Annotated in this window: 18 protein-coding genes; 16 read left to right on the top strand and 2 right to left on the bottom strand. The window is 43.8% G+C overall.

Features of this window, described 5'->3' with window-relative positions:
• The first annotated feature begins 18 nt into the window (after positions 1 to 18).
• The 13 genes from BLT91_RS11630 to BLT91_RS11575 all read left to right on the top strand — a co-directional run bounded on the left by BLT91_RS11630 (position 19) and on the right by BLT91_RS11575 (position 13,781).
• The gene (locus tag BLT91_RS11630; protein WP_254776913.1) at positions 19 to 795 is read left to right on the top strand and encodes an endonuclease/exonuclease/phosphatase family protein; all 777 of its coding nucleotides are present in this window, start codon (positions 19 to 21) and stop codon (positions 793 to 795) included.
• A 38-nt stretch (positions 796 to 833) separates the two neighbouring features.
• Positions 834 to 3,470, top strand: a complete 2,637-nt coding sequence (locus BLT91_RS11625; RefSeq protein ID WP_090820926.1) for a DUF5054 domain-containing protein — start codon at positions 834 to 836, stop codon at positions 3,468 to 3,470.
• 138 nt (positions 3,471 to 3,608) lie between these two features.
• On the top strand, positions 3,609 to 4,619 hold the full coding sequence (locus BLT91_RS11620) for a LacI family DNA-binding transcriptional regulator (RefSeq protein ID WP_090820924.1): 1,011 nt from the start codon (positions 3,609 to 3,611) through the stop codon (positions 4,617 to 4,619).
• 155 nt (positions 4,620 to 4,774) lie between these two features.
• Complete coding sequence (locus BLT91_RS11615) at positions 4,775 to 6,046, top strand: Gfo/Idh/MocA family protein (RefSeq protein ID WP_090820922.1); 1,272 nt, start codon at positions 4,775 to 4,777, stop codon at positions 6,044 to 6,046.
• A gap of 71 nt (positions 6,047 to 6,117) precedes the next feature.
• Positions 6,118 to 6,297 carry a hypothetical protein gene (locus BLT91_RS30665; RefSeq protein WP_141224973.1) on the top strand — a complete coding sequence of 60 codons (180 nt, stop codon included), beginning with the start codon at positions 6,118 to 6,120 and terminating at the stop codon, positions 6,295 to 6,297.
• 376 nt (positions 6,298 to 6,673) lie between these two features.
• Positions 6,674 to 7,498, top strand: a complete 825-nt coding sequence (locus BLT91_RS11610) for an ABC transporter permease (protein ID WP_090820920.1) — start codon at positions 6,674 to 6,676, stop codon at positions 7,496 to 7,498.
• Positions 7,499 to 7,529: 31 nt separating this feature from the next.
• On the top strand, positions 7,530 to 8,552 hold the full coding sequence (locus BLT91_RS11605; protein ID WP_090820916.1) for an ABC transporter ATP-binding protein: 1,023 nt from the start codon (positions 7,530 to 7,532) through the stop codon (positions 8,550 to 8,552).
• Between the two features lie 32 nt (positions 8,553 to 8,584).
• Positions 8,585 to 9,727 (top strand): extracellular solute-binding protein, encoded by a 1,143-nt coding sequence (locus BLT91_RS11600; RefSeq protein ID WP_090820914.1) that lies wholly within the window; start codon positions 8,585 to 8,587, stop codon positions 9,725 to 9,727.
• A complete protein-coding gene (locus BLT91_RS11595) occupies positions 9,724 to 10,569 on the top strand; it encodes an ABC transporter permease (RefSeq protein WP_090820912.1) in 846 nt (281 codons plus the stop codon). The genes BLT91_RS11600 and BLT91_RS11595 overlap by 4 nt, the downstream gene beginning before the upstream one ends.
• A 107-nt stretch (positions 10,570 to 10,676) precedes the next feature.
• The gene (locus tag BLT91_RS11590; protein ID WP_090820911.1) at positions 10,677 to 11,138 is read left to right on the top strand and encodes a hypothetical protein; all 462 of its coding nucleotides are present in this window, start codon (positions 10,677 to 10,679) and stop codon (positions 11,136 to 11,138) included.
• Positions 11,135 to 12,136 (top strand): CehA/McbA family metallohydrolase, encoded by a 1,002-nt coding sequence (locus tag BLT91_RS11585; protein WP_090820909.1) that lies wholly within the window; start codon positions 11,135 to 11,137, stop codon positions 12,134 to 12,136. Before BLT91_RS11590 ends, BLT91_RS11585 begins: the two co-directional genes overlap by 4 nt.
• Positions 12,137 to 12,151: 15 nt before the next feature.
• Entirely contained in the window at positions 12,152 to 12,910 is a 759-nt protein-coding gene (locus BLT91_RS11580; RefSeq protein ID WP_090820906.1) for an MgtC/SapB family protein, read from the top strand.
• 43 nt (positions 12,911 to 12,953) lie between these two features.
• Positions 12,954 to 13,781, top strand: coding sequence for a glycerophosphodiester phosphodiesterase (locus BLT91_RS11575; protein WP_090820904.1), 828 nt, complete (start codon positions 12,954 to 12,956; stop codon positions 13,779 to 13,781).
• A gap of 173 nt (positions 13,782 to 13,954) precedes the next feature.
• On the opposite strand, the gene BLT91_RS11570 is transcribed toward BLT91_RS11575, so the two are convergent.
• Positions 13,955 to 14,299, bottom strand: coding sequence for a DUF1904 family protein (locus BLT91_RS11570; RefSeq protein ID WP_090820902.1), 345 nt, complete (start codon positions 14,297 to 14,299; stop codon positions 13,955 to 13,957).
• Between the two features lie 217 nt (positions 14,300 to 14,516).
• On the opposite strand from BLT91_RS11570, the gene BLT91_RS11565 reads away from it, so the two are divergent.
• Together BLT91_RS11565 and BLT91_RS11560 are read left to right on the top strand one after the other, a co-directional pair.
• Positions 14,517 to 14,747 (top strand): hypothetical protein, encoded by a 231-nt coding sequence (locus BLT91_RS11565; RefSeq protein WP_090820900.1) that lies wholly within the window; start codon positions 14,517 to 14,519, stop codon positions 14,745 to 14,747.
• A gap of 146 nt (positions 14,748 to 14,893) precedes the next feature.
• Complete coding sequence (locus BLT91_RS11560) at positions 14,894 to 15,253, top strand: hypothetical protein (protein ID WP_090820898.1); 360 nt, start codon at positions 14,894 to 14,896, stop codon at positions 15,251 to 15,253.
• Between the two features lie 65 nt (positions 15,254 to 15,318).
• On the opposite strand, the gene BLT91_RS11555 is transcribed toward BLT91_RS11560, so the two are convergent.
• Positions 15,319 to 15,798 carry a C40 family peptidase gene (locus tag BLT91_RS11555; RefSeq protein ID WP_090820896.1) on the bottom strand — a complete coding sequence of 160 codons (480 nt, stop codon included), beginning with the start codon at positions 15,796 to 15,798 and terminating at the stop codon, positions 15,319 to 15,321.
• 503 nt (positions 15,799 to 16,301) lie between these two features.
• Between BLT91_RS11555 and BLT91_RS11550 the strand changes: the two genes are divergently transcribed.
• Positions 16,302 to 17,114, top strand: a complete 813-nt coding sequence (locus BLT91_RS11550) for a DUF2935 domain-containing protein (protein ID WP_090820894.1) — start codon at positions 16,302 to 16,304, stop codon at positions 17,112 to 17,114.
• Positions 17,115 to 17,258: the final 144 nt, after the last annotated feature.

The raw sequence follows: 17,258 nt of genomic DNA, 5'->3' as shown, positions 1-17,258 counted from the left end.
CTTATGGAATGTTCAGTGATGACTTTTAATCTAAGGTACAACAACCCTGGGGATGGACCTAACAGCTGGCCGCATCGCATTGATCGTGTTATGGAGACGATTAGAGCTTATCAACCATTAGTCTTGGGTACCCAGGAAGGCTACTTTGACATGCTTCAGGAATTGCATCCAAAGTTAGACGAATATGACTGGATCGGCGAAGGCCGCTTCGGTGCACATGAGAATGAACATTGCGCTATTTTCTATAAAAAAGTGGACCTGGATCTTCAGCAGTATGGACAGTTTTGGTTGTCGGAGTCGCCCGAGGAAGTGGCTTCGATCAGCTGGAATAGTGGTTTTCCGCGCGTATGCACCTGGGCAGAATTCGAGCATAGGGAGTCTAGGAAGCGCTTTATCGTGTATAATACGCATTTAGATCATCAAAGCCAACAAGCCAGAGATCTCGGCAGCAAGGTAATTTGGAAATATATAGCTGCTCATAGAATGGAATATTCACTTCCTATTATTCTAATGGGAGATTTCAATAGCCGGCCAACGGATTTGCCGATTCGCTTCCTTCGCGGGGAGTCCGAGTTACAAGGTTTACAAACATGGCTAAAGGATACCTACGCAGCGTTATCCGGTCCAATCGGATTGACAGCACACGACTTTAAAGGCGGCGAGGTTGGAGAGCCTATCGATTATATTTTTGTATCTCCTGATGTGGAAGTCCTTGAGGCTGTAGTGGATAGAAGGCAAATAGACGGGGTGTATCCCTCCGATCATTATCCAGTGGTTGCCCAGCTTCAACTGTAAGAGAAGTATTTAACAAGCGGGTAGAAGGAGACAGAAGTATGAATGCAACACTAGAGAAGATCTACGTCGTATTTAAAACTCATTTCGACATTGGTTTTACGGGCTTGGTGTCAGATGTAGTTCAGAGATATCGGTCCGAAATGCTGAAGGAAGTCATCGATATTTGTGACAAAACAAAAGATAACGACGAGCATGAAAAATACGTTTGGACCATGTCAGCATGGCCGCTGCTTCAATCTTTGAAAGGAAGCAGTGAAGAAGATAAGAAAAAGGCACTCGCTTACCTTGAGAATCGTCAGCTGATCTGGCACAAACTTCCCTATACGACACATACCGAATTTTGCGGTCTAGAGGAATGGATTCGCGGCATGTATGTCTCGCAAGGTCTAACCGAGCAGTTCGGGTATGACCCGAAGGATGCCAAGATGACAGATGTACCTGGTCATACTTGGGTAGTACCTAGCCTTCTTAAGAAGGCTGGAGTGGAAATCCTTCACCTTGGCTGCAATCCAGCTACAACACCGCCAGACGTACCACCGGTCTTTTATTGGGAAGGACCAGATGGCGAGCGGTTGTTAACCTTTTATTCCAAAGGCTCCTACGGTACAGGCATTTTACCGCCTGAGGAGTGGACACACCCCGTGTGGCTCGCCATGATTCAGACAAGCGATAATCATGGACCGCATGATGACAGCATCATTGAAGAGATGAAGGCCTCCATTCGAGAAAGCGGTTCAAATGCTGAGCTGCATATTGGCAGCTTAGGTGATTTCGCCGAAGATTTCTTGTCGCGTAATCCTGAATTGCCGGTTATTCGCGGGGATATGGCGGATTCGTGGATTCATGGCGTAGGGACGGCTCCACGGGAGGTTGCGAGAGTTAGAGAGCTTCGAAGCCAAGTAACGGCTGTGGAGAGTGCACTTGCAGTGAGTCAATTTACAGGTCATAAACTGGTGAACTTGAAGGAAGCGAAAGCCAAAATCGACGAAAGCTATGAGCATACGCTGCTGTTTGGTGAGCACACTTGGGGGATGGATTGTAAGACATTCCTGTTTCCGAGAACAGCTTATGATAAGAAGTCATTCCTCAGGTTAAAGGAAAGTGAACGCTATCAGCGAATGGAGCAATCCTGGGCAGAACAAGCCGATTATTTGAATAAAGCGCAGAGTGCACTTGACGAAGCGAAAGAATCTATAACGAGTGGGCGGCTTACCGAGGGCAAAGGTTCCAAAGTACTTCGCGTACATAATCATCTTGGCTGGAGTCGTCATGCAAAAGCATTCATCGAAAGTCGTGATCTTCCGGGCGAAGACGAAGTGCTGACTGACTCGGATACCGGAGAAGTGCTGTCTTTACAAGCATGCGAGGGTGGAGCGGAAGTTCAGATAAGCAACCTGCCTGCATTGGGCTATAAGACGCTCTTATATACAACGAAAAAGAATAATGCTCTCTCGTCCGCTTATGCAAGTGAAAGACAATCACATGGTTATATGACGGAAACGGAAGCAGTCATTGAAAATCCCTTTCTCATCGTGAAGGTTGACCGAAGCACGGGATGGATACGAAGTCTGTGGGATAAGAGACTTCGTAAGGAATGGATCGACGAGCGAGCAGAAACTGGATTTGGTCAATATAATTATGATATTTATTCAAGTAAGGAAATCACTCGATACCTGAAAAAATATGCTTATCGCTTTTACGATTGGGGCGTACATGACTTTGGGAAAACAGATTACCCAGAGCAGCAAAAAAGGCTGACTTTCACAACACAGCTGAGGGATATCCGTATTTGGGAAGAAGACGGTTCGGTTGGTATCGTATGTTCAGCTACCTCAGATCCTGAATCAATTGCTGAATATGGAAACGCTCGAGAAATCGAATGGAAAATGACGATTTCGGATGACTCAGCGTATTTGGACTTCGAATATATATTGCAAAATAAAGAAGAAACGCCGTTGGCTGAGTCAGGGCACATCTTGTTCCCGCTCAAGCTGGAACGCCCACAGTTCAGCATTAATAAGCTGGGATCCGTCATTAACCCGCTCACGGATATCATTTCTTCCTCGAGTACACTGCTTAATTGCTGTGAGAATTTCGTCGATATCTCTAATGGATTCGCAGGAATGGCGATCATTCCCCTTGATTCTCCGCTCTTTTTTATTGGGAAGAATGGGATGTGGGATTTTGAGCATGATTACAAGCCGGAGAAACCAGAACTGCACTTCAACCTATTCAACAATTGGTGGGGAACTAACTTTCCACAATGGAGTGGCGGTGATCTCCGCTATAGATATCGATTGGTGCCTCATGAAGGGGATTGGAAAGATGGAGAAGTATGGAAAATAGCGCAAGAAACCGTGACACAGACGGTTACGATTCCGGCCGAACAGGTTGAGCCGAATGCTGCGACTGTGGTGGAACTTTTACCATCGGGTCTAGACAGTATGGCTGTCAGCTGTTGGAAAGTTGCAGAAAATGGGGAAGGCTGTATTTTGCGAATTCGTGAATGTACAGGATCTAGCAGAGAAGTGGAAATTGTCCTTCCTGATTTGGTGAGCGAGGTTCGATTAACAAATCTTCTTGAGCTTGATCTGGAAATCATTCAATTAAGCTCGAATCGTTTTCGCCTTCTAACCAAACCTTTTGAGGTGCATACGTTTAGAATCATTTCATAAGGACGAAAGCTCAGCGAGATGATAAGGAATGATTTAGCCTCAAATTTGCCTCAAGTTTACAGAGCGGCGGTTCTTATCGTATGATAGATCCAACATGGGAAAGTCAGGAACTTGAATGAATCATGAGAGGGGCATGGAATGAAACCGACCATTTACGATGTGGCCCAAGCCGCCGGGGTGTCCATCGCAACCGTATCCAAAGTTATTAATGAGACAGGCAGGATCAGTGATAAGACGAGAAAGCACGTATTTAGCATAATGGAGCAATTGAACTACCAACCTAGCATGGTAGCATCCGCTTTGACGGGGAAAAGCACCTACACCATAGGACTCACACTTCCTGACTTGGCAAACCCTTTTTTCGCAGAAATCGCCCGATCTGTTGAGGATCGGGGTCACGAATATGGTTTTAGCGTATTTATTTGCAGCACGGACAACGATCCGGACAAAGAAGTGAAATATTTATCTCTGCTGACGCAAAAGAGGGTTGACGGTATAATCTCCGCAACCCGGATCCAAAATGATCAATTCTTAAAAAAATTGATTCAACAAAATATTCCGATTGCCTTAATTACAGGAGAAATGCCAACATTAGCCGTGGATACAGTCATGGTAGATGATTATCTCGGGGGTTATCAGGCGGGCAATCATCTGGTTGAGCTTGGGCACAAGCGGATCTCGATCCTAGTAGAGGATATGGACAACATGAGCAATCGCGAACGGATCCGTGGATGTAAGCAGGCCATGGCTAACGCAGGCTTGCATTTGGATGAACATTTCGTTATTACCGGCGGATTTACCGTGGAAAGCGGCAAATCAGCTATGACGAATTTGCTTCTGCTTGAAGAGCGGCCTACAGCTGTATTCGCTTGTAACGATCTGCTGGCTATCGGTGCCATAAGGGCAGCGAGAGAACATGGGATGCAGCTTCCGGCTGATTTATCCGTAGTCGGCTTCGATAATACGATCCTGGCAACCCTTATTGATCCTCCCCTCACGACAATTGGCCAACCGATACATGAAATCGGACGGCAAGCGGTCGACCTGCTTGTGCAAGAGATCAAGGGAGAAAAATTGCTGAAGCAGAGAGTCGTGCTTCTGCCTGAACTAGTTTTGCGCAATTCCTCAGCTGCCATTCATCATATATAGATCACTTCAGCCTGCTTCATTTGAACGAAAAGGTAGAGTGGTCTATCTTTTTAATAAAAAGGTAAGCGCTTAACTTCAATATTTGACAATTTCCGCAATCAACTGGGTGAATAAAGATATTGCAATTGTAACTGCCTAGAGGAGGAATGAAAACGATGATTCAAGCTGCATTAATCGGAGCAGGGAACAGTGGTAGACTCTCTTATGGTGTTTATGCCAAAAAACGTCCTAACGAAATTCGATTTACAGCAGTAGCTGACCCGGATGAAGAGAAACGTCGTCTTTTTGGGGAGCAGCACGACATCCCGTTAGAGCGGCAATTCGCCTCTTGGGAAGACATGCTGGATGTGCCAAACTTGTGTGATGCGGTTGTCATCTGCACACCGGATCATTTGCACTTTGAGCCAGCCATGAAAACGCTCGAGAAAAAGTATCATCTGTTATTGGAAAAGCCGATTGCTCCAAGCCCTGATCAGGTGATCAAGCTGCAGGAGGCCGCCGATCAGACAGGTAAACTGATGCTGATTTGCCACGTTTTGCGCTACACGACTTATTTTAAAACACTTAAAAAATTACTTGAAGAAAAGGCCATCGGCCGTACGGTTTCCGTCCAATGGAATGAGAATGTCGGCTTCTGGCATTACGCGCACAGCTTTGTTCGAGGCAACTGGCGAAATACGAAGCAGTCAAGCCCTATGCTGCTGGCAAAATGCTGCCACGATGTGGATTTACTGCACTGGTTAATCGATAGCGATGTGACGCGGGTTTCGAGCTTCGGGGATTTGGCTTATTTTAAAAAAGAAAACGCTCCTGTCGGTGCAACTGCCCGTTGTACAGATGGATGTGCGGTTGAAAACGAGTGTCCGTATTCGGCAATCAAGCAATACTACAACGAGAAGACGACGTTTCCGCAAAATATCATTACGTTTGAACCGACGTTGGAGGCGCGGTGGAAGGCCATCACGGAAGGCCCTTATGGACGTTGTGTGTATCATTGTGATAATGATGTGGTTGATCACCAAATCGTTAATTTTGAATTCGCTAATGGAACGACCGTTGCCTTCACAATGACAGGGCTGACGAACGATAACACGCGAACCTTTAAATTCATGGGGACGGAGGGAGAAATCCGCGGTCATTTGGAGAAAAATGAAATCGAGATGATAAGCTTCAACGGACGCAGGGAAATCATTAGGCCTGAAGGGGTTGAAGGAGGGCATGGGGGCGGTGATTTCCAAATCATGAGCTATTTCGTTCGTCACTTGCAGGAAGTTCTTGAGGGTAAGAAACCGATTTCTACGTCCGCTGCTGTTAGCAGCCATATGAGTATATTTGCGGCTGAGCATTCCCGATTGACGGGAAATATTGTGCGTATGGATGAGTTTTTGGCAGAAATAAAAAGTAGAGCGATCAGCAAGCAATCATAGTTTAATAAGAGAGAATTGATAGACTGATCGATTTATCTGATCGTACCTTCCGGAAGCCCGGACAGAGGTCCATGGGTACCGCTTATGCGGCGCTTTTTGCAAAGGAAAATGCGGATCACCTACTCGTGATGGAGGAAGCGGGTAATTTGGCCACTTTAGTCGGCCTTCTGCATAGCGATCTATCCATAGAAGGTTGTTCCATCCGAGTCGTTAGCATGGGTTCGGTCTGTACGGATCCAACATACAGGTGAAGACAGTACGTCGACACCCTCTTCAAAATGAGCGTGGAGAAATGTGTCGAAGATAGCGCACACTTGACGCTTGTTTCGGGCAGCGACAAGACTTGTCTTTAACGGTCCACAAATGACTGCTCCGTGCGAGCTTAAGGACATTCTTGGCAAGTTATTTCCGCTTAATTGGGTGTATACAAGCAATTTAAATTTTGTTTAACTAATTGGAATCCATACCATCAGAAATAGTTGAGTAATTTTTCCAAAAAACAGTTGATAAAATGCTGGTAATTCTTCATAATAATAGAGAGAGGGTAACCGCTTACCCTTTTGCTGAGGCTGAATTAAAACGGTTTAAGATTAAGATGATATAGTTGAAAGGGGAGATCGCAATCACATGTTATGGTATTTCAAAGCACTTGGTAGACGTAAGCTGATTGAATTCATTATTCTAGTCGTTTTTGCTGCATTTTTTATGGGCCCCTTATTGAACCTCTTAATATTAGCGTTTACAGGGAAGTGGCAGTATCCAGCGCCAATACCGCAATCGTGGTCTCTGGATTGGTGGAAGTTCGTGCTATCGAATCAAGAAGTGGTTAAATCCATTAGCCTATCGTTTATGATCGCCACTGTTGTAACCGCTTTCTCTATTGTTCTTTGCATTCCCGCCGCTTATGCATTTGCAAGAATTCGGTTCCCCTTAAGCCGCATATTCTTGTTTTCATTTCTACTGACACATGCTTTCCCGAAAATGGGTTTGTACGTTTCAATCGCGGTTTTGTTTTATAAGCTTGGTTTAATGAACACCTTTCTCGGCGTTGTCCTTATTCATATCGTCAACACCTTGATGTATATGACTTGGATTCCGTCAGCAGCCTTCCGAAATGTACATAAAGCACAGGAGGAATCGGCAAGAGATGTTGGCGCAAGTCCCTTTCGGGTATTTTGGAGTATAACTTTCCCGATGGCGCTGCCTGGTATCACGGTCGCCTCGATCTTCACCTTTCTCAGTTCTTTGGATGAAGCACAAGGTACTTATCTTGTTGGTATTCCTGACTTCCGTACGATGCCAGTTGTCATGTATTCGATTATTTCGGACTACCCGAGTACAGCCGGTGCCGTTTTTTCCATTATTTTGACTCTACCGACCATTATCCTTCTAGTTGCCGCACAGCGATTCGTGTCAGCCGACGTGATGTCGAGCGGTTTCCAAATGAAATAAAACAAATACACACACATGGAAGGAGTACCCCATGATTCAGCTATCCATCCAAAATTTAGCTAAAAGATATAAAACAGGCGAGGGAGTCTCAGACATTAATCTCAACGTGAAGAAGGGCGAGTTAGTTACCTTGCTGGGACCATCGGGATGTGGTAAAACAACGGTCCTTAGAAGCATTGGAGGATTTCTTGAGCCAGATTCAGGAGATATCTTAATCGAAGGCAAAAGCGTATTGAAGCTGCCTCCCGAAAAAAGACCCACAGCCATGGTGTTCCAGGGCTACAACTTGTGGCCACATATGAACGTTTACAACAACCTCGCTTTCGGTTTGAAAATACGTAAAAAGAGCAACAAGGAAATCGAAGAAGCTATCCACCGGGTGCTTGATCTTGTAAGGCTGCCTGGATCCCAAAAGAAATTTCCGGGAGAGTTGTCCGGCGGTCAACAGCAGCGTATTGCAGTAGCAAGAGCGTTTCTTCTTGAACCAGCTGTGCTGCTGCTTGATGAGCCGTTCTCTGCGCTTGATGCGAAGCTTCGTCACGAAATGCGTGAAGAGCTGCGTGATATTCAAGCAAAAACTGGACTCACGATGGTATTCGTAACACATGACCAGGAGGAAGCACTCTCCATTTCCGATAATATTGTTGTCATGAATGCGGGTAATATTGAACAAATGGCATCACCACAAGAGATTTACGACAACCCTCGCACCTTATTTACCGCCCAATTTATTGGCAAAATGAACTTTATTAGAGGTAACGCAAGCGGCAATCGAGTGAATGTCAAGCAGCTGCAATTCGAAAACACAGAATATCTAGATGGCGAGGTCACGGTGGCTGTTCGGCCGGAGGACATCGTCTTCGTGAAACCAGATGAGGGGCTTTCTGCCAAGATCCATCAAGTGATGATACTTGGGCATTATGCAGAGGTTTCATTGGAAACAGACTGCGGCATGTTGAAAGCGTTTTTACCACGAGATGCGGTGAAAGAACTGCAGGCTGGTCAGCTTGTAAGTGTCACGTTTTCCAAGGTTCTGACTTACAAGTCAGCCTAAGAAATAATAAATATTTCAAGGAGGAATAAGGGATGGTCAGTATGAAAAAACGTTTAAGTGTGGCATTAGCTTCAGTTTTGGTGTTATCATCTTTGGTTGGTTGCGCCAGTGGTGGCAGTAAACCGGCGAGCGGCACACAGAAGCAGGATGAGTTCCAATTCTACTTTACAGGCTCTCTGAACGTTAAACAGCTGTGGGAAACACTCATACCGATGTTTGAAAAAGCCAACCCGAACATTAAAGTGAAGATGGTTTACATCGATTCCGGATCCGGCGGCCAATCCACCCTTGACCGTATTACCGCTGCCAAACAGGCTGGCCAGAAATCAGGTGATATTGACCTCTACGAAAGCAGCTTGAGCGACTTGACCAAAGGCATGAAGGGCGATCTTTGGGCTGCATTTGATAAAACGAAAATTCCTAATTTGAGTAAAGTTGATGAAAACAACTTGAAGAACTTGGAAGGGAAGGGGATTCCTTATCGTGCTTCGGCTGTTGTTCTGGCTTACAATAGCGCGAAAGTGAAAAATCCTCCTAAAACAGCTGATGAGCTTTACGAATGGATCCGTAAAAACCCAGGTCGTTTTGCTTATAATGATCCTGCTACCGGTGGATCAGGTGATTCTTTTGTGCAAACGGCCATTTATAACTTTCTTCCACCGGAAGCGAACACGAGCCAGGATCCGAAATGGAAAGACCAATGGGACAAAGGCTTTAAACTTCTGAAAGAGCTTCATCCAAGCATGTATCAAAAAGGGGTTTACCCGAAGAAAAACCAAGGTACATTAGATTTAATGGCAAACGGAGATGTAGATATGATTCCTGCATGGTCTGACCAAGGGCTTGAGCAAATCAGCAAAAAGCTGCTTCCGGAAACGACGAAGCTGACACAAATTAGCCCATCCTTCACTGGCGGACCAACTTATCTGATGGCTCCGAAGCTATCCGAGCACTTGGATTCTGTAGCTAAGTTCCTTGACTTTGTTCTTACACCTGATGCACAAACGGTTATCATTCAGAAAATGTACGGCTACCCAGGCATTAAATGGACGGAAATGCCATCGAAGCTGAGAGATGAGTTTAAGGATGTGGCTGCAGGCTATCGGACATTCAACCTTGGCGATCTCGGCAAAGAGGTTCAAAAACGCTGGCAGCAAGAAGTTGCAGGCCAATGAATAAAAATGTGAAACAGGGGATATTTGGGCTATCGCTTGTCATCCCATCCTTCCTACTTTTATGTTTTGTCGTGATCGCACCGATCATCCTGGCCATCAACGAGAGCTTTAGAGATGATAACGGAAATTATACATTACAGTATTACATCAAGTTGTTCACCGATAAGGGAATGTCAGCCAACATCTTATTTACGCTGAAGCTGACTATTATTTCAGTGATTGCGGTCGTTCTTATCGGTTATGCGCTGGCCATTTACATGCGTTTTAGCACTGGTCGGATCGTAAACGGCATCAAGAAAATGTACATGATTCCGATGTTTGTACCTTCGGTTATCGCTTCCTACGGAATCATCAACATGTACGGGAACCACGGCTGGTTATCTCGGTTATTACTGCCGCTCGGAGTTGAATCGATTCCTAAGATCATTTTTGATTATAAGGGAATCATTCTAGCAAACCTATGGTTTAATATTCCGTTCACAACGATGCTGCTCGCTTCAGCGTTATCCGGAATTCCGAACGCCTTGATTGAAAGTGCGAAGGATATTGGAGCAGGGCGAATGCAAATCTTTTTCAAACTGATTGTACCGCTTACCTATCGCACGATGCTTGTAGCTATTACCTTCAGCTTTATGGGCATAATCGGTGGTTTTACAGCGCCTTTCCTGATTGGACCTAACTCACCTCAAGTTCTTGGGGTTGCCATGCGGCAAGTCTTCTCGGTTTATCAGGAAACACAGTTGGCCAGTGCCACCGCCGTATTTATGTTCGTGTTATGTTCTTTTATGGGATATTTCTATATCCGAACGATGATTAAGGACGACAAAGTTTCGTCGCATTAAGGGTTATGCTAGTGAGAGAGCACCTTTCCCTTATACGGGAGAGGTGTTTTTTTCAAATGGAGAAAGTCTGATAACGATGAGTGAAATTGTGGCAGGAGGAACAAGTAATGAAAACACTACTCAAAGCGGATGGAACCGTTACACCAAGCTGTTCCAAGAGCCATATTACATATACCGTTCACCTGCATCAGGAATGCAGAGAGCTGCATGCAGAATTCGCCTATGAACCGAAAACGTTGGAGGATGAAGGGAAGGCTGAGGAGCTCATTAAGGAAGGGCTGGGTCAATTTATTCTAAAAGAGCATAGACCCTCTTACAATTGGCGGGATTTTCTACCTTTGCAAAATTTAATGACACTTTCATTTGATGATGAAAACGGGTTTCGAGGTGCCGGTCACCGACATGATCCGGTTCAACACGTAACGATTACGACAGAAGAGGCTTCCCCCGGATTAATTCCAGGGAACTTTCCGAGAGGGCAGCTGAAAATCATGATCAATCTTCATTGCATAGTTACTGAACAATGCCGATATCGCCTTCACGTATGGGATGGAGGTAAAGGGGAATGAAGCAATGGCTGCCATTTGAGCTGCATTGCCACACCTTTCACAGCGATGGCAAGCAATCCCTTATGGAGCTTGCAGAGGCCGCAAAAGCACTGGGTTTGCGCGGGGTTGCTTTGACAGACCACAATACGATGACAGGCTTGTCAAATCGGGATGAGGTCGTTGCGGCGACGGGTGTCGAGGTGATCGTTGGTCTAGAGTGGACGACTTTTTTCGGACATATGCTGACACTTGGTTTAACTGAGTATGTGGATTGGCGGAATTTGAGCCCTTTCCATATCCACCGAGGCATAGAAGGTGTCCACCGCCAAGGCGGACTTGTCGGAGTAGCCCATCCATTTCGTGTAGGCAGTCCAATGTGTACGGGATGTTTTTGGGAGTTTGAAGTGTCTGATTGGAACGATATCGATTATATCGAAGTATGGTCCGGCTTATTTCCATCCATAAGGCGGAATAACAGCCGCGCGCTAGCCATGTGGACAGATTTATTGAACCGAGGTCATCGGATTGCAGCCACCAGTGGAAGAGATTGGCACGTATCCGATCCCGTTTCTGAGCCTATTTCGGCAACGTACTTGGGAATTCGGGATACGGTCATTTCTTCGTCTGGCTTAGCAATGGCCGCACTCGACGCACTAAAACGCGGAGCGGTAGCTGTATCGATGGGACCATTGCCGCAGCTCAGTGTAAGTACAGAGGGTTGTGAAAAGGCCGATATCGGGGATAAGGTTAAGCTTAACCCAGGTCAGCTTACCGAAATCACAGTTGGTGTTGACTTCTCTGCAAGAACCGGATATTGGGAGCTTCCAGATCACGCGTTAGACATGAAGTTGGTTAGTAATAAAGGACAACTGGATTCGATTAAACTGACCCGTGATTTACCAAAAGTCTGCCGAGCGCTAGATTTAACCGATGTTCAATGGTTGCGCGCTGAGATGCACGGTGTTTTCTGTAACGTGAGCACAATGATTGGATTCACAAACGCGATTTATTTCTCTTGAAGGAAGTGACCTAGCATGACGGCAACAGCAAGTATTTGGACAATTAGCCACGGCGAGCTGCTTCTTCGATTGGTCTTGGCAGTCTTCATGGGGGGAGCCGTTGGAATAGAGCGTGAATGGCATAATCACGCGGCAGGTTTCCGGACACATATTTTAGTCTGCTTAGGGTCGACTACGATCATGCTTCTCTCGATATATGGGTTTTCCCAGTTTGCTAACGAACCGAATGTCCGGCTTGATCCGGCACGTCTCGCAGCTCAGGTGATTAGCGGTATTGGTTTTATCGGTGCTGGAGCCATTTTGCGCAATGGTTCGGTCATAAGTGGCTTGACAACAGCTGCTTCTATCTGGGTAGTAGCAGGAATCGGTTTATGTGTTGGCGCCGGCTTTTTATATGCAGCCTTTTTCTCCACAACACTCCTATTAATCAGCTTGCTTGTCCTTAACAAGTGGGAGAAACATGTCATGCGAAACCGGAGAAACCATGAGATGACGATCAAGACGCTCGATAACCCCAGCGCACTTGGTCAAATAGCTACTGCCCTCAGTGAGGAGGGGATTCAAATTGTCAACGTCAAGATGATTCGCAAAGGGGCATCCACCGACTCCGGAGAAGCATCAACCATGCAGCTGCAATTCGTCCTTCATGTACAAAGTCCAGTTAAACTCATGGAGGCAATGGAACGGATCCATACTTTAGATTTTGTGGTTTGGACCGAGTCAGGCGGCAAGTCTTTAGACATTACCCATCAAGGAGTCAGGCAGGTACATTAACAAAGAGGCGTGACATGGATTTATTTTAATGAAGAGGTGAAAAATGATAAAGCCATTTCCACTAATTACAGCTCACACCGGTTGTATGGGAACACCGGATAATACGTTGCTTTCCATTGAAACCGGGCTGAATCTCGGGGTCGATATTATCGAAGAAGATATACGAATAACCTCGGATGGGGTCCTTGTGCTTTCCCACGACGATAACGTTCACTTGGCAGATGGAACAGAATGCTGGATTTCCCAAATGAATTATGCAGAACTAAGTAAGTTGGATATCAAAGCCCATAATGGTGCACCAGGAGAGACCATTCGTATCCTATCCCTGGAGTCGGTTCTCCCCATCCTTCAGGCTTGCGGTAAAATAATGAATCTGGATCTTAAATCTGATGCCTGTATCGAACCTATTTCCAATTGGATAGAGAAGAACAGGCTATTGGAGCAGGTCATACTGTCAGGATGTGAGACCGAACGTGCAAAAATAGTTCAACACGTCAATCCGCGCATACGAAAGCTACTGAACGTAGATCCTGCGTTATTTCTTACTAAGAACTACGAAGAAGCGGCGAAAATATGCTGTGAAGATGCTAAAAGCACGGCTTGCTTCGGTATCAACTTAAATTACCGTGTTGTTCAAGCCGAACTGCTTCATATAACAGCTAGTAATAACCTTGATGTATGCATATGGACGGTAAACGAAGAAGCGCAGATGAAGCATTTTATTGAGATGGGTGTTCGGTCAATTACTTCACGGAACGCAGCGGCCTTGTTGAAATTAAAACAAGAACTAATGAGGCAAAATGGCGCCGATGACCAACTTGTCATCCCAAGAGGACGGTACGGTAAGGTAACGGACGCTGAGCAAGCATGATCAACTGCGTCTCGCGATTCCGGCCCCGCTCTGGCAAGTGATTATGCACGCCCCTGGCTGGTTCCCTGTCGTGGAGTGAACGAACAAATGAATATCGACTTAATCGGTCTAGGTTAATAGAGAAAAGACACGCTTTAAGCGTGTCTTTTTGCTTTCTTTATCACTCTATATCGTCATGTTATTGAGATTGGATCTTCATTCTTGGTTTTTAATGGCTGTCCTTCTTTATAGTACAGATGAGGAGATAGCAGGATAAAAAAGATATGAACATCCGGAAAACCATGCTCGCTTAATATGGTATACAGTACTTGAACAATGTTATCATGCATCTCCTGATCTCTAGGAAACATAAGTATTTCGAGTGATTGTGGAGAATTGTTTAATTGTTCCACAAGAAGAAGCTCGATTTTTACTTTTTGTTGCACTACGCCTGTTACCTTTGAAAATTCCTGGATGATGATAGGTGAAATCGAAGAAATGAAATCTCTTTGAAAACCTTTAAATCTGAGAAAGGGCATATTGGTTCCTTCTTTGCAAAGTGGTTAGCGAATGTAATAATTCTAATGAAAAGTATTAGAAAAAGCAAAACCAATTTTAGATGAAATCATTCTCATATATAGATGGGCAGCTTATTCCTATTCGGAATATATTTAGGTTTACCAAGCTAGCGTATGGTGAATAATTATGGAATACAAACATTAATATGAGCCATATCAGTAGAAGGGTGAGAAGAAAATGACGATTCCAGAAAACTCCAAACAAATGAATGAGTTAATAACAATTATTAATAATTGCGTGTCGATGGAACTGAGAGTAAGAAAATCAGAAGTAGAATCGACAATAAAAAAGATGGAAGAATACGATTTTAAATATAAAAATTCATGGGCTTCCATGGAGCTAGCAGACCATATTGTGATAGATTTTTGGAAGAAAGATCTCATTAAAGAAACTAAACTAAATGAATAAAGACGCTTTTAAGCTGAACGATTTTTCATACTCAATCGTATTATAGGTGCTTTCATCAAAGTAGGAGAGAAAATGGATAGAGGATAATGGACGCATGGCAACGGGGTATACAAACCCGAAAACGAAATGTAAGCGGAGGTAGTTAAATGTCTAGAACAATTGAATTTACGAAGGATACGCTAATTCTTCATCTATCGGGATTAATAAGTGCTGCTGCATTGAAACGTCAAGTTGAAATTCCGTATTCGACGATAACAAATGTTTCAATGGATGACTTTGAATTATCCATGTTTCAATTTAGAATCGGCACTTCAATAGCTGATATTAGAGAAGGACGTTTTCTGATAGGGGATAAATGGTGTTTCATTTCTTATGAGAATCATAAAGATGTAGTTAGTATTGAATTAAATAATCATGAATTTGGAAAAGTTGTTTTTCAAATTGAAAACCCAATGGAAATAAAACAACGTATTTTGAATCATATCCTTGAAAGCTCTAATAAGTAATTGAAAAAAGAGAGTTCAAAGGAAAATATATTCCTTGAGCTCTCTTTTTAATATATAATTTGATTCTAGTAATGACGGGCTGTTATATAGCGAGTACTCCAGTAGCCAGTATTCAAAGATGAAATGACAACTCCAGAACTTTTGGTATTGCTGATAAACTGTCCATTTCCGATATAAATACCTACATGATCAATATGGCCAGGCTTATTCACGCTGAACATGACAAGATCACCAATGGCTAGATGTGCTTTATCAGGAACTCGAGAACCGAATTGCGTTTGTGCACTTGATCCCCATGGGATACTAATCCCGTTTTGTTTGAAAACAAACTGAGTAAAAGCAGAGCAATCAAAAGTCAAATGCTGCGGATCCCTAGTACCAAAGCGGTATGTGACTCTACCGATATAAGATTTAGCTGTATTTACAAACTTGTGACCATTTGTAGCATAAATCTCTGTTGCGGAAGCCGTAGTAGGCATTGTTAAACCAGCTGTAGAAAATAAAAGTGTCAGCGCGACTGAGGTAGCAACAACTAATTTTTTCAATATGTATGACACATCCCTATTCCATATTTGGTATTATGAAGTGTTTATGGGATTAATGTACCATAGAAAATGATGGATCGGCTTTAGAGGATTATTGGTTATATAGGTAATATTGTCCAAATTCATTGTCTATAACAAATAGTTGTGTGATAAAGTAATGATTAGAATTGTAATTGGAGGGATCTAGATGAGCGAATGCTATTCGGTGTTTCGCAAGTAGATCCGAATGCGTAGTAACAGGAACATGTAGTATAATTTTCCCAAGGGCGGTTTCGGTTAGAGACAATCTTCCGATTATTATTGATTCCATCTTTAAGATCGAGGAGTAAGAAGGAATTTGGCATGTGTGACGATATAAAAATGGAGTGTTAAGTTAATACTTAGCACTCCATTTTTATTTTTAGTTTTGGACTGTAGTTACAAATGTAAATAAATCACTCCTATAGGCGATTGCGCATACCTTATTCAAAAAGTGATTAAAGGACTTAAGGAGGCATTGAGAATTGAAATATACGAGTCTTGAGGCGGCAACTTTGTTTGAGCTCCGATTTTGGCTGCAGATCTTGGGGGACCATGCCAGATTTATTCATGGATCACTAACGGCGGATGAGCGAGAGGAATTAACCAGGGCCGAGATGTTTATTCAATCATTTGATAGTATGTTGGAATCAGTTAGAGCCGAGTCAACCGTGTATTCTATTTATGAACTAAATAAGGCTGCTTTCCAAAAAGGGCAAGAATTACGCTTCTTCAAATTACACCTTTTAAAACGTCATCTTAGTGGAAAAATAAAAATCAATTTGCCTCCAACATTCCTAAACCATATGGTCAATGAGGTAGAAGAGGCACTATCCATCTTCCAGTCTCTGCAAGCAGGACAAATTCCACCGCTACAAGACCCACTTCATCACCACTTGGTTTGGTTGCAGGATGCGTTTGGTCATGCAGCTTCTGTTAGCTGTAGATTGGACTTGGTGGAAAAGAGACTAAAGGAAAAAAGTAACAAATTTACTAAACATTTCGAAGAGTTTTATTTGAAAGCGGTGGAATTAGCCGGCTATACCCGTACGGGACTTCGAAATTTCCCGGCACTAAATTGGTTTAACAAAGAGGTTGAGTTAGAAATGCTTTTGTTCATGGAGTTCTTAAAAGAGTTGGAAGAGATGGGGTTAACGCGGGAGATTCTAGGTACTTTGATGCCATTGATGGCAGATCATATGGCTAGGGAAGAATGCTACTATTTGACGAAGTTGTCCTGGGTGTCCGAAGTGAACCATCTGAACTGTGACCCGACAAAGCCGAGAGTGGAGTCATAATCACATTTTAAGAGCTTAAAGCTATTGCTGTAATAATAATTTAAAAGGTAAAAAAAGGCGGCCGTGAGGCTGTCTTTTTACTTGCATAGTTCTAGAAGCATTTGGGGGAAAATAACGAATTATGTTAATATTAAAATAGGTAAA

The sequence above is a fragment of the Paenibacillus sp. yr247 genome (assembly GCF_900103825.1).
Classification (GTDB): Bacteria; Bacillota; Bacilli; order Paenibacillales; family NBRC-103111; genus Paenibacillus_E.
Note: the sequence above shows the minus strand (reverse complement) of the source record. Positions and strands in the feature narration are given on the sequence as shown.

Bases quoted from the DNA above. Each gene is read 5' to 3' on its own strand.
- BLT91_RS11580 (WP_090820906.1), top strand. From the start codon at position 12,152: ATGACGGCAACAGCAAGTATTTGGACAATTAGCCACGGCGAGCTGCTT.
- BLT91_RS11565 (WP_090820900.1), top strand. From the start codon at position 14,517: ATGACGATTCCAGAAAACTCCAAACAAATGAATGAGTTAATAACAATT.
- BLT91_RS11630 (WP_254776913.1), top strand. From the start codon at position 19: ATGACTTTTAATCTAAGGTACAACAACCCTGGGGATGGACCTAACAGC.
- BLT91_RS11600 (WP_090820914.1), top strand. From the start codon at position 8,585: ATGGTCAGTATGAAAAAACGTTTAAGTGTGGCATTAGCTTCAGTTTTG.
- BLT91_RS11615 (WP_090820922.1), top strand. From the start codon at position 4,775: ATGATTCAAGCTGCATTAATCGGAGCAGGGAACAGTGGTAGACTCTCT.
- BLT91_RS11620 (WP_090820924.1), top strand. From the start codon at position 3,609: ATGAAACCGACCATTTACGATGTGGCCCAAGCCGCCGGGGTGTCCATC.
- BLT91_RS11575 (WP_090820904.1), top strand. From the start codon at position 12,954: ATGATAAAGCCATTTCCACTAATTACAGCTCACACCGGTTGTATGGGA.
- BLT91_RS11625 (WP_090820926.1), top strand. From the start codon at position 834: ATGAATGCAACACTAGAGAAGATCTACGTCGTATTTAAAACTCATTTC.
- BLT91_RS11610 (WP_090820920.1), top strand. From the start codon at position 6,674: ATGTTATGGTATTTCAAAGCACTTGGTAGACGTAAGCTGATTGAATTC.
- BLT91_RS11585 (WP_090820909.1), top strand. From the start codon at position 11,135: ATGAAGCAATGGCTGCCATTTGAGCTGCATTGCCACACCTTTCACAGC.
- BLT91_RS11590 (WP_090820911.1), top strand. From the start codon at position 10,677: ATGAAAACACTACTCAAAGCGGATGGAACCGTTACACCAAGCTGTTCC.
- BLT91_RS30665 (WP_141224973.1), top strand. From the start codon at position 6,118: ATGGGTACCGCTTATGCGGCGCTTTTTGCAAAGGAAAATGCGGATCAC.
- BLT91_RS11570 (WP_090820902.1), bottom strand. From the start codon at position 14,299: ATGCCCTTTCTCAGATTTAAAGGTTTTCAAAGAGATTTCATTTCTTCG.
- BLT91_RS11595 (WP_090820912.1), top strand. From the start codon at position 9,724: ATGAATAAAAATGTGAAACAGGGGATATTTGGGCTATCGCTTGTCATC.
- BLT91_RS11605 (WP_090820916.1), top strand. From the start codon at position 7,530: ATGATTCAGCTATCCATCCAAAATTTAGCTAAAAGATATAAAACAGGC.
- BLT91_RS11560 (WP_090820898.1), top strand. From the start codon at position 14,894: ATGTCTAGAACAATTGAATTTACGAAGGATACGCTAATTCTTCATCTA.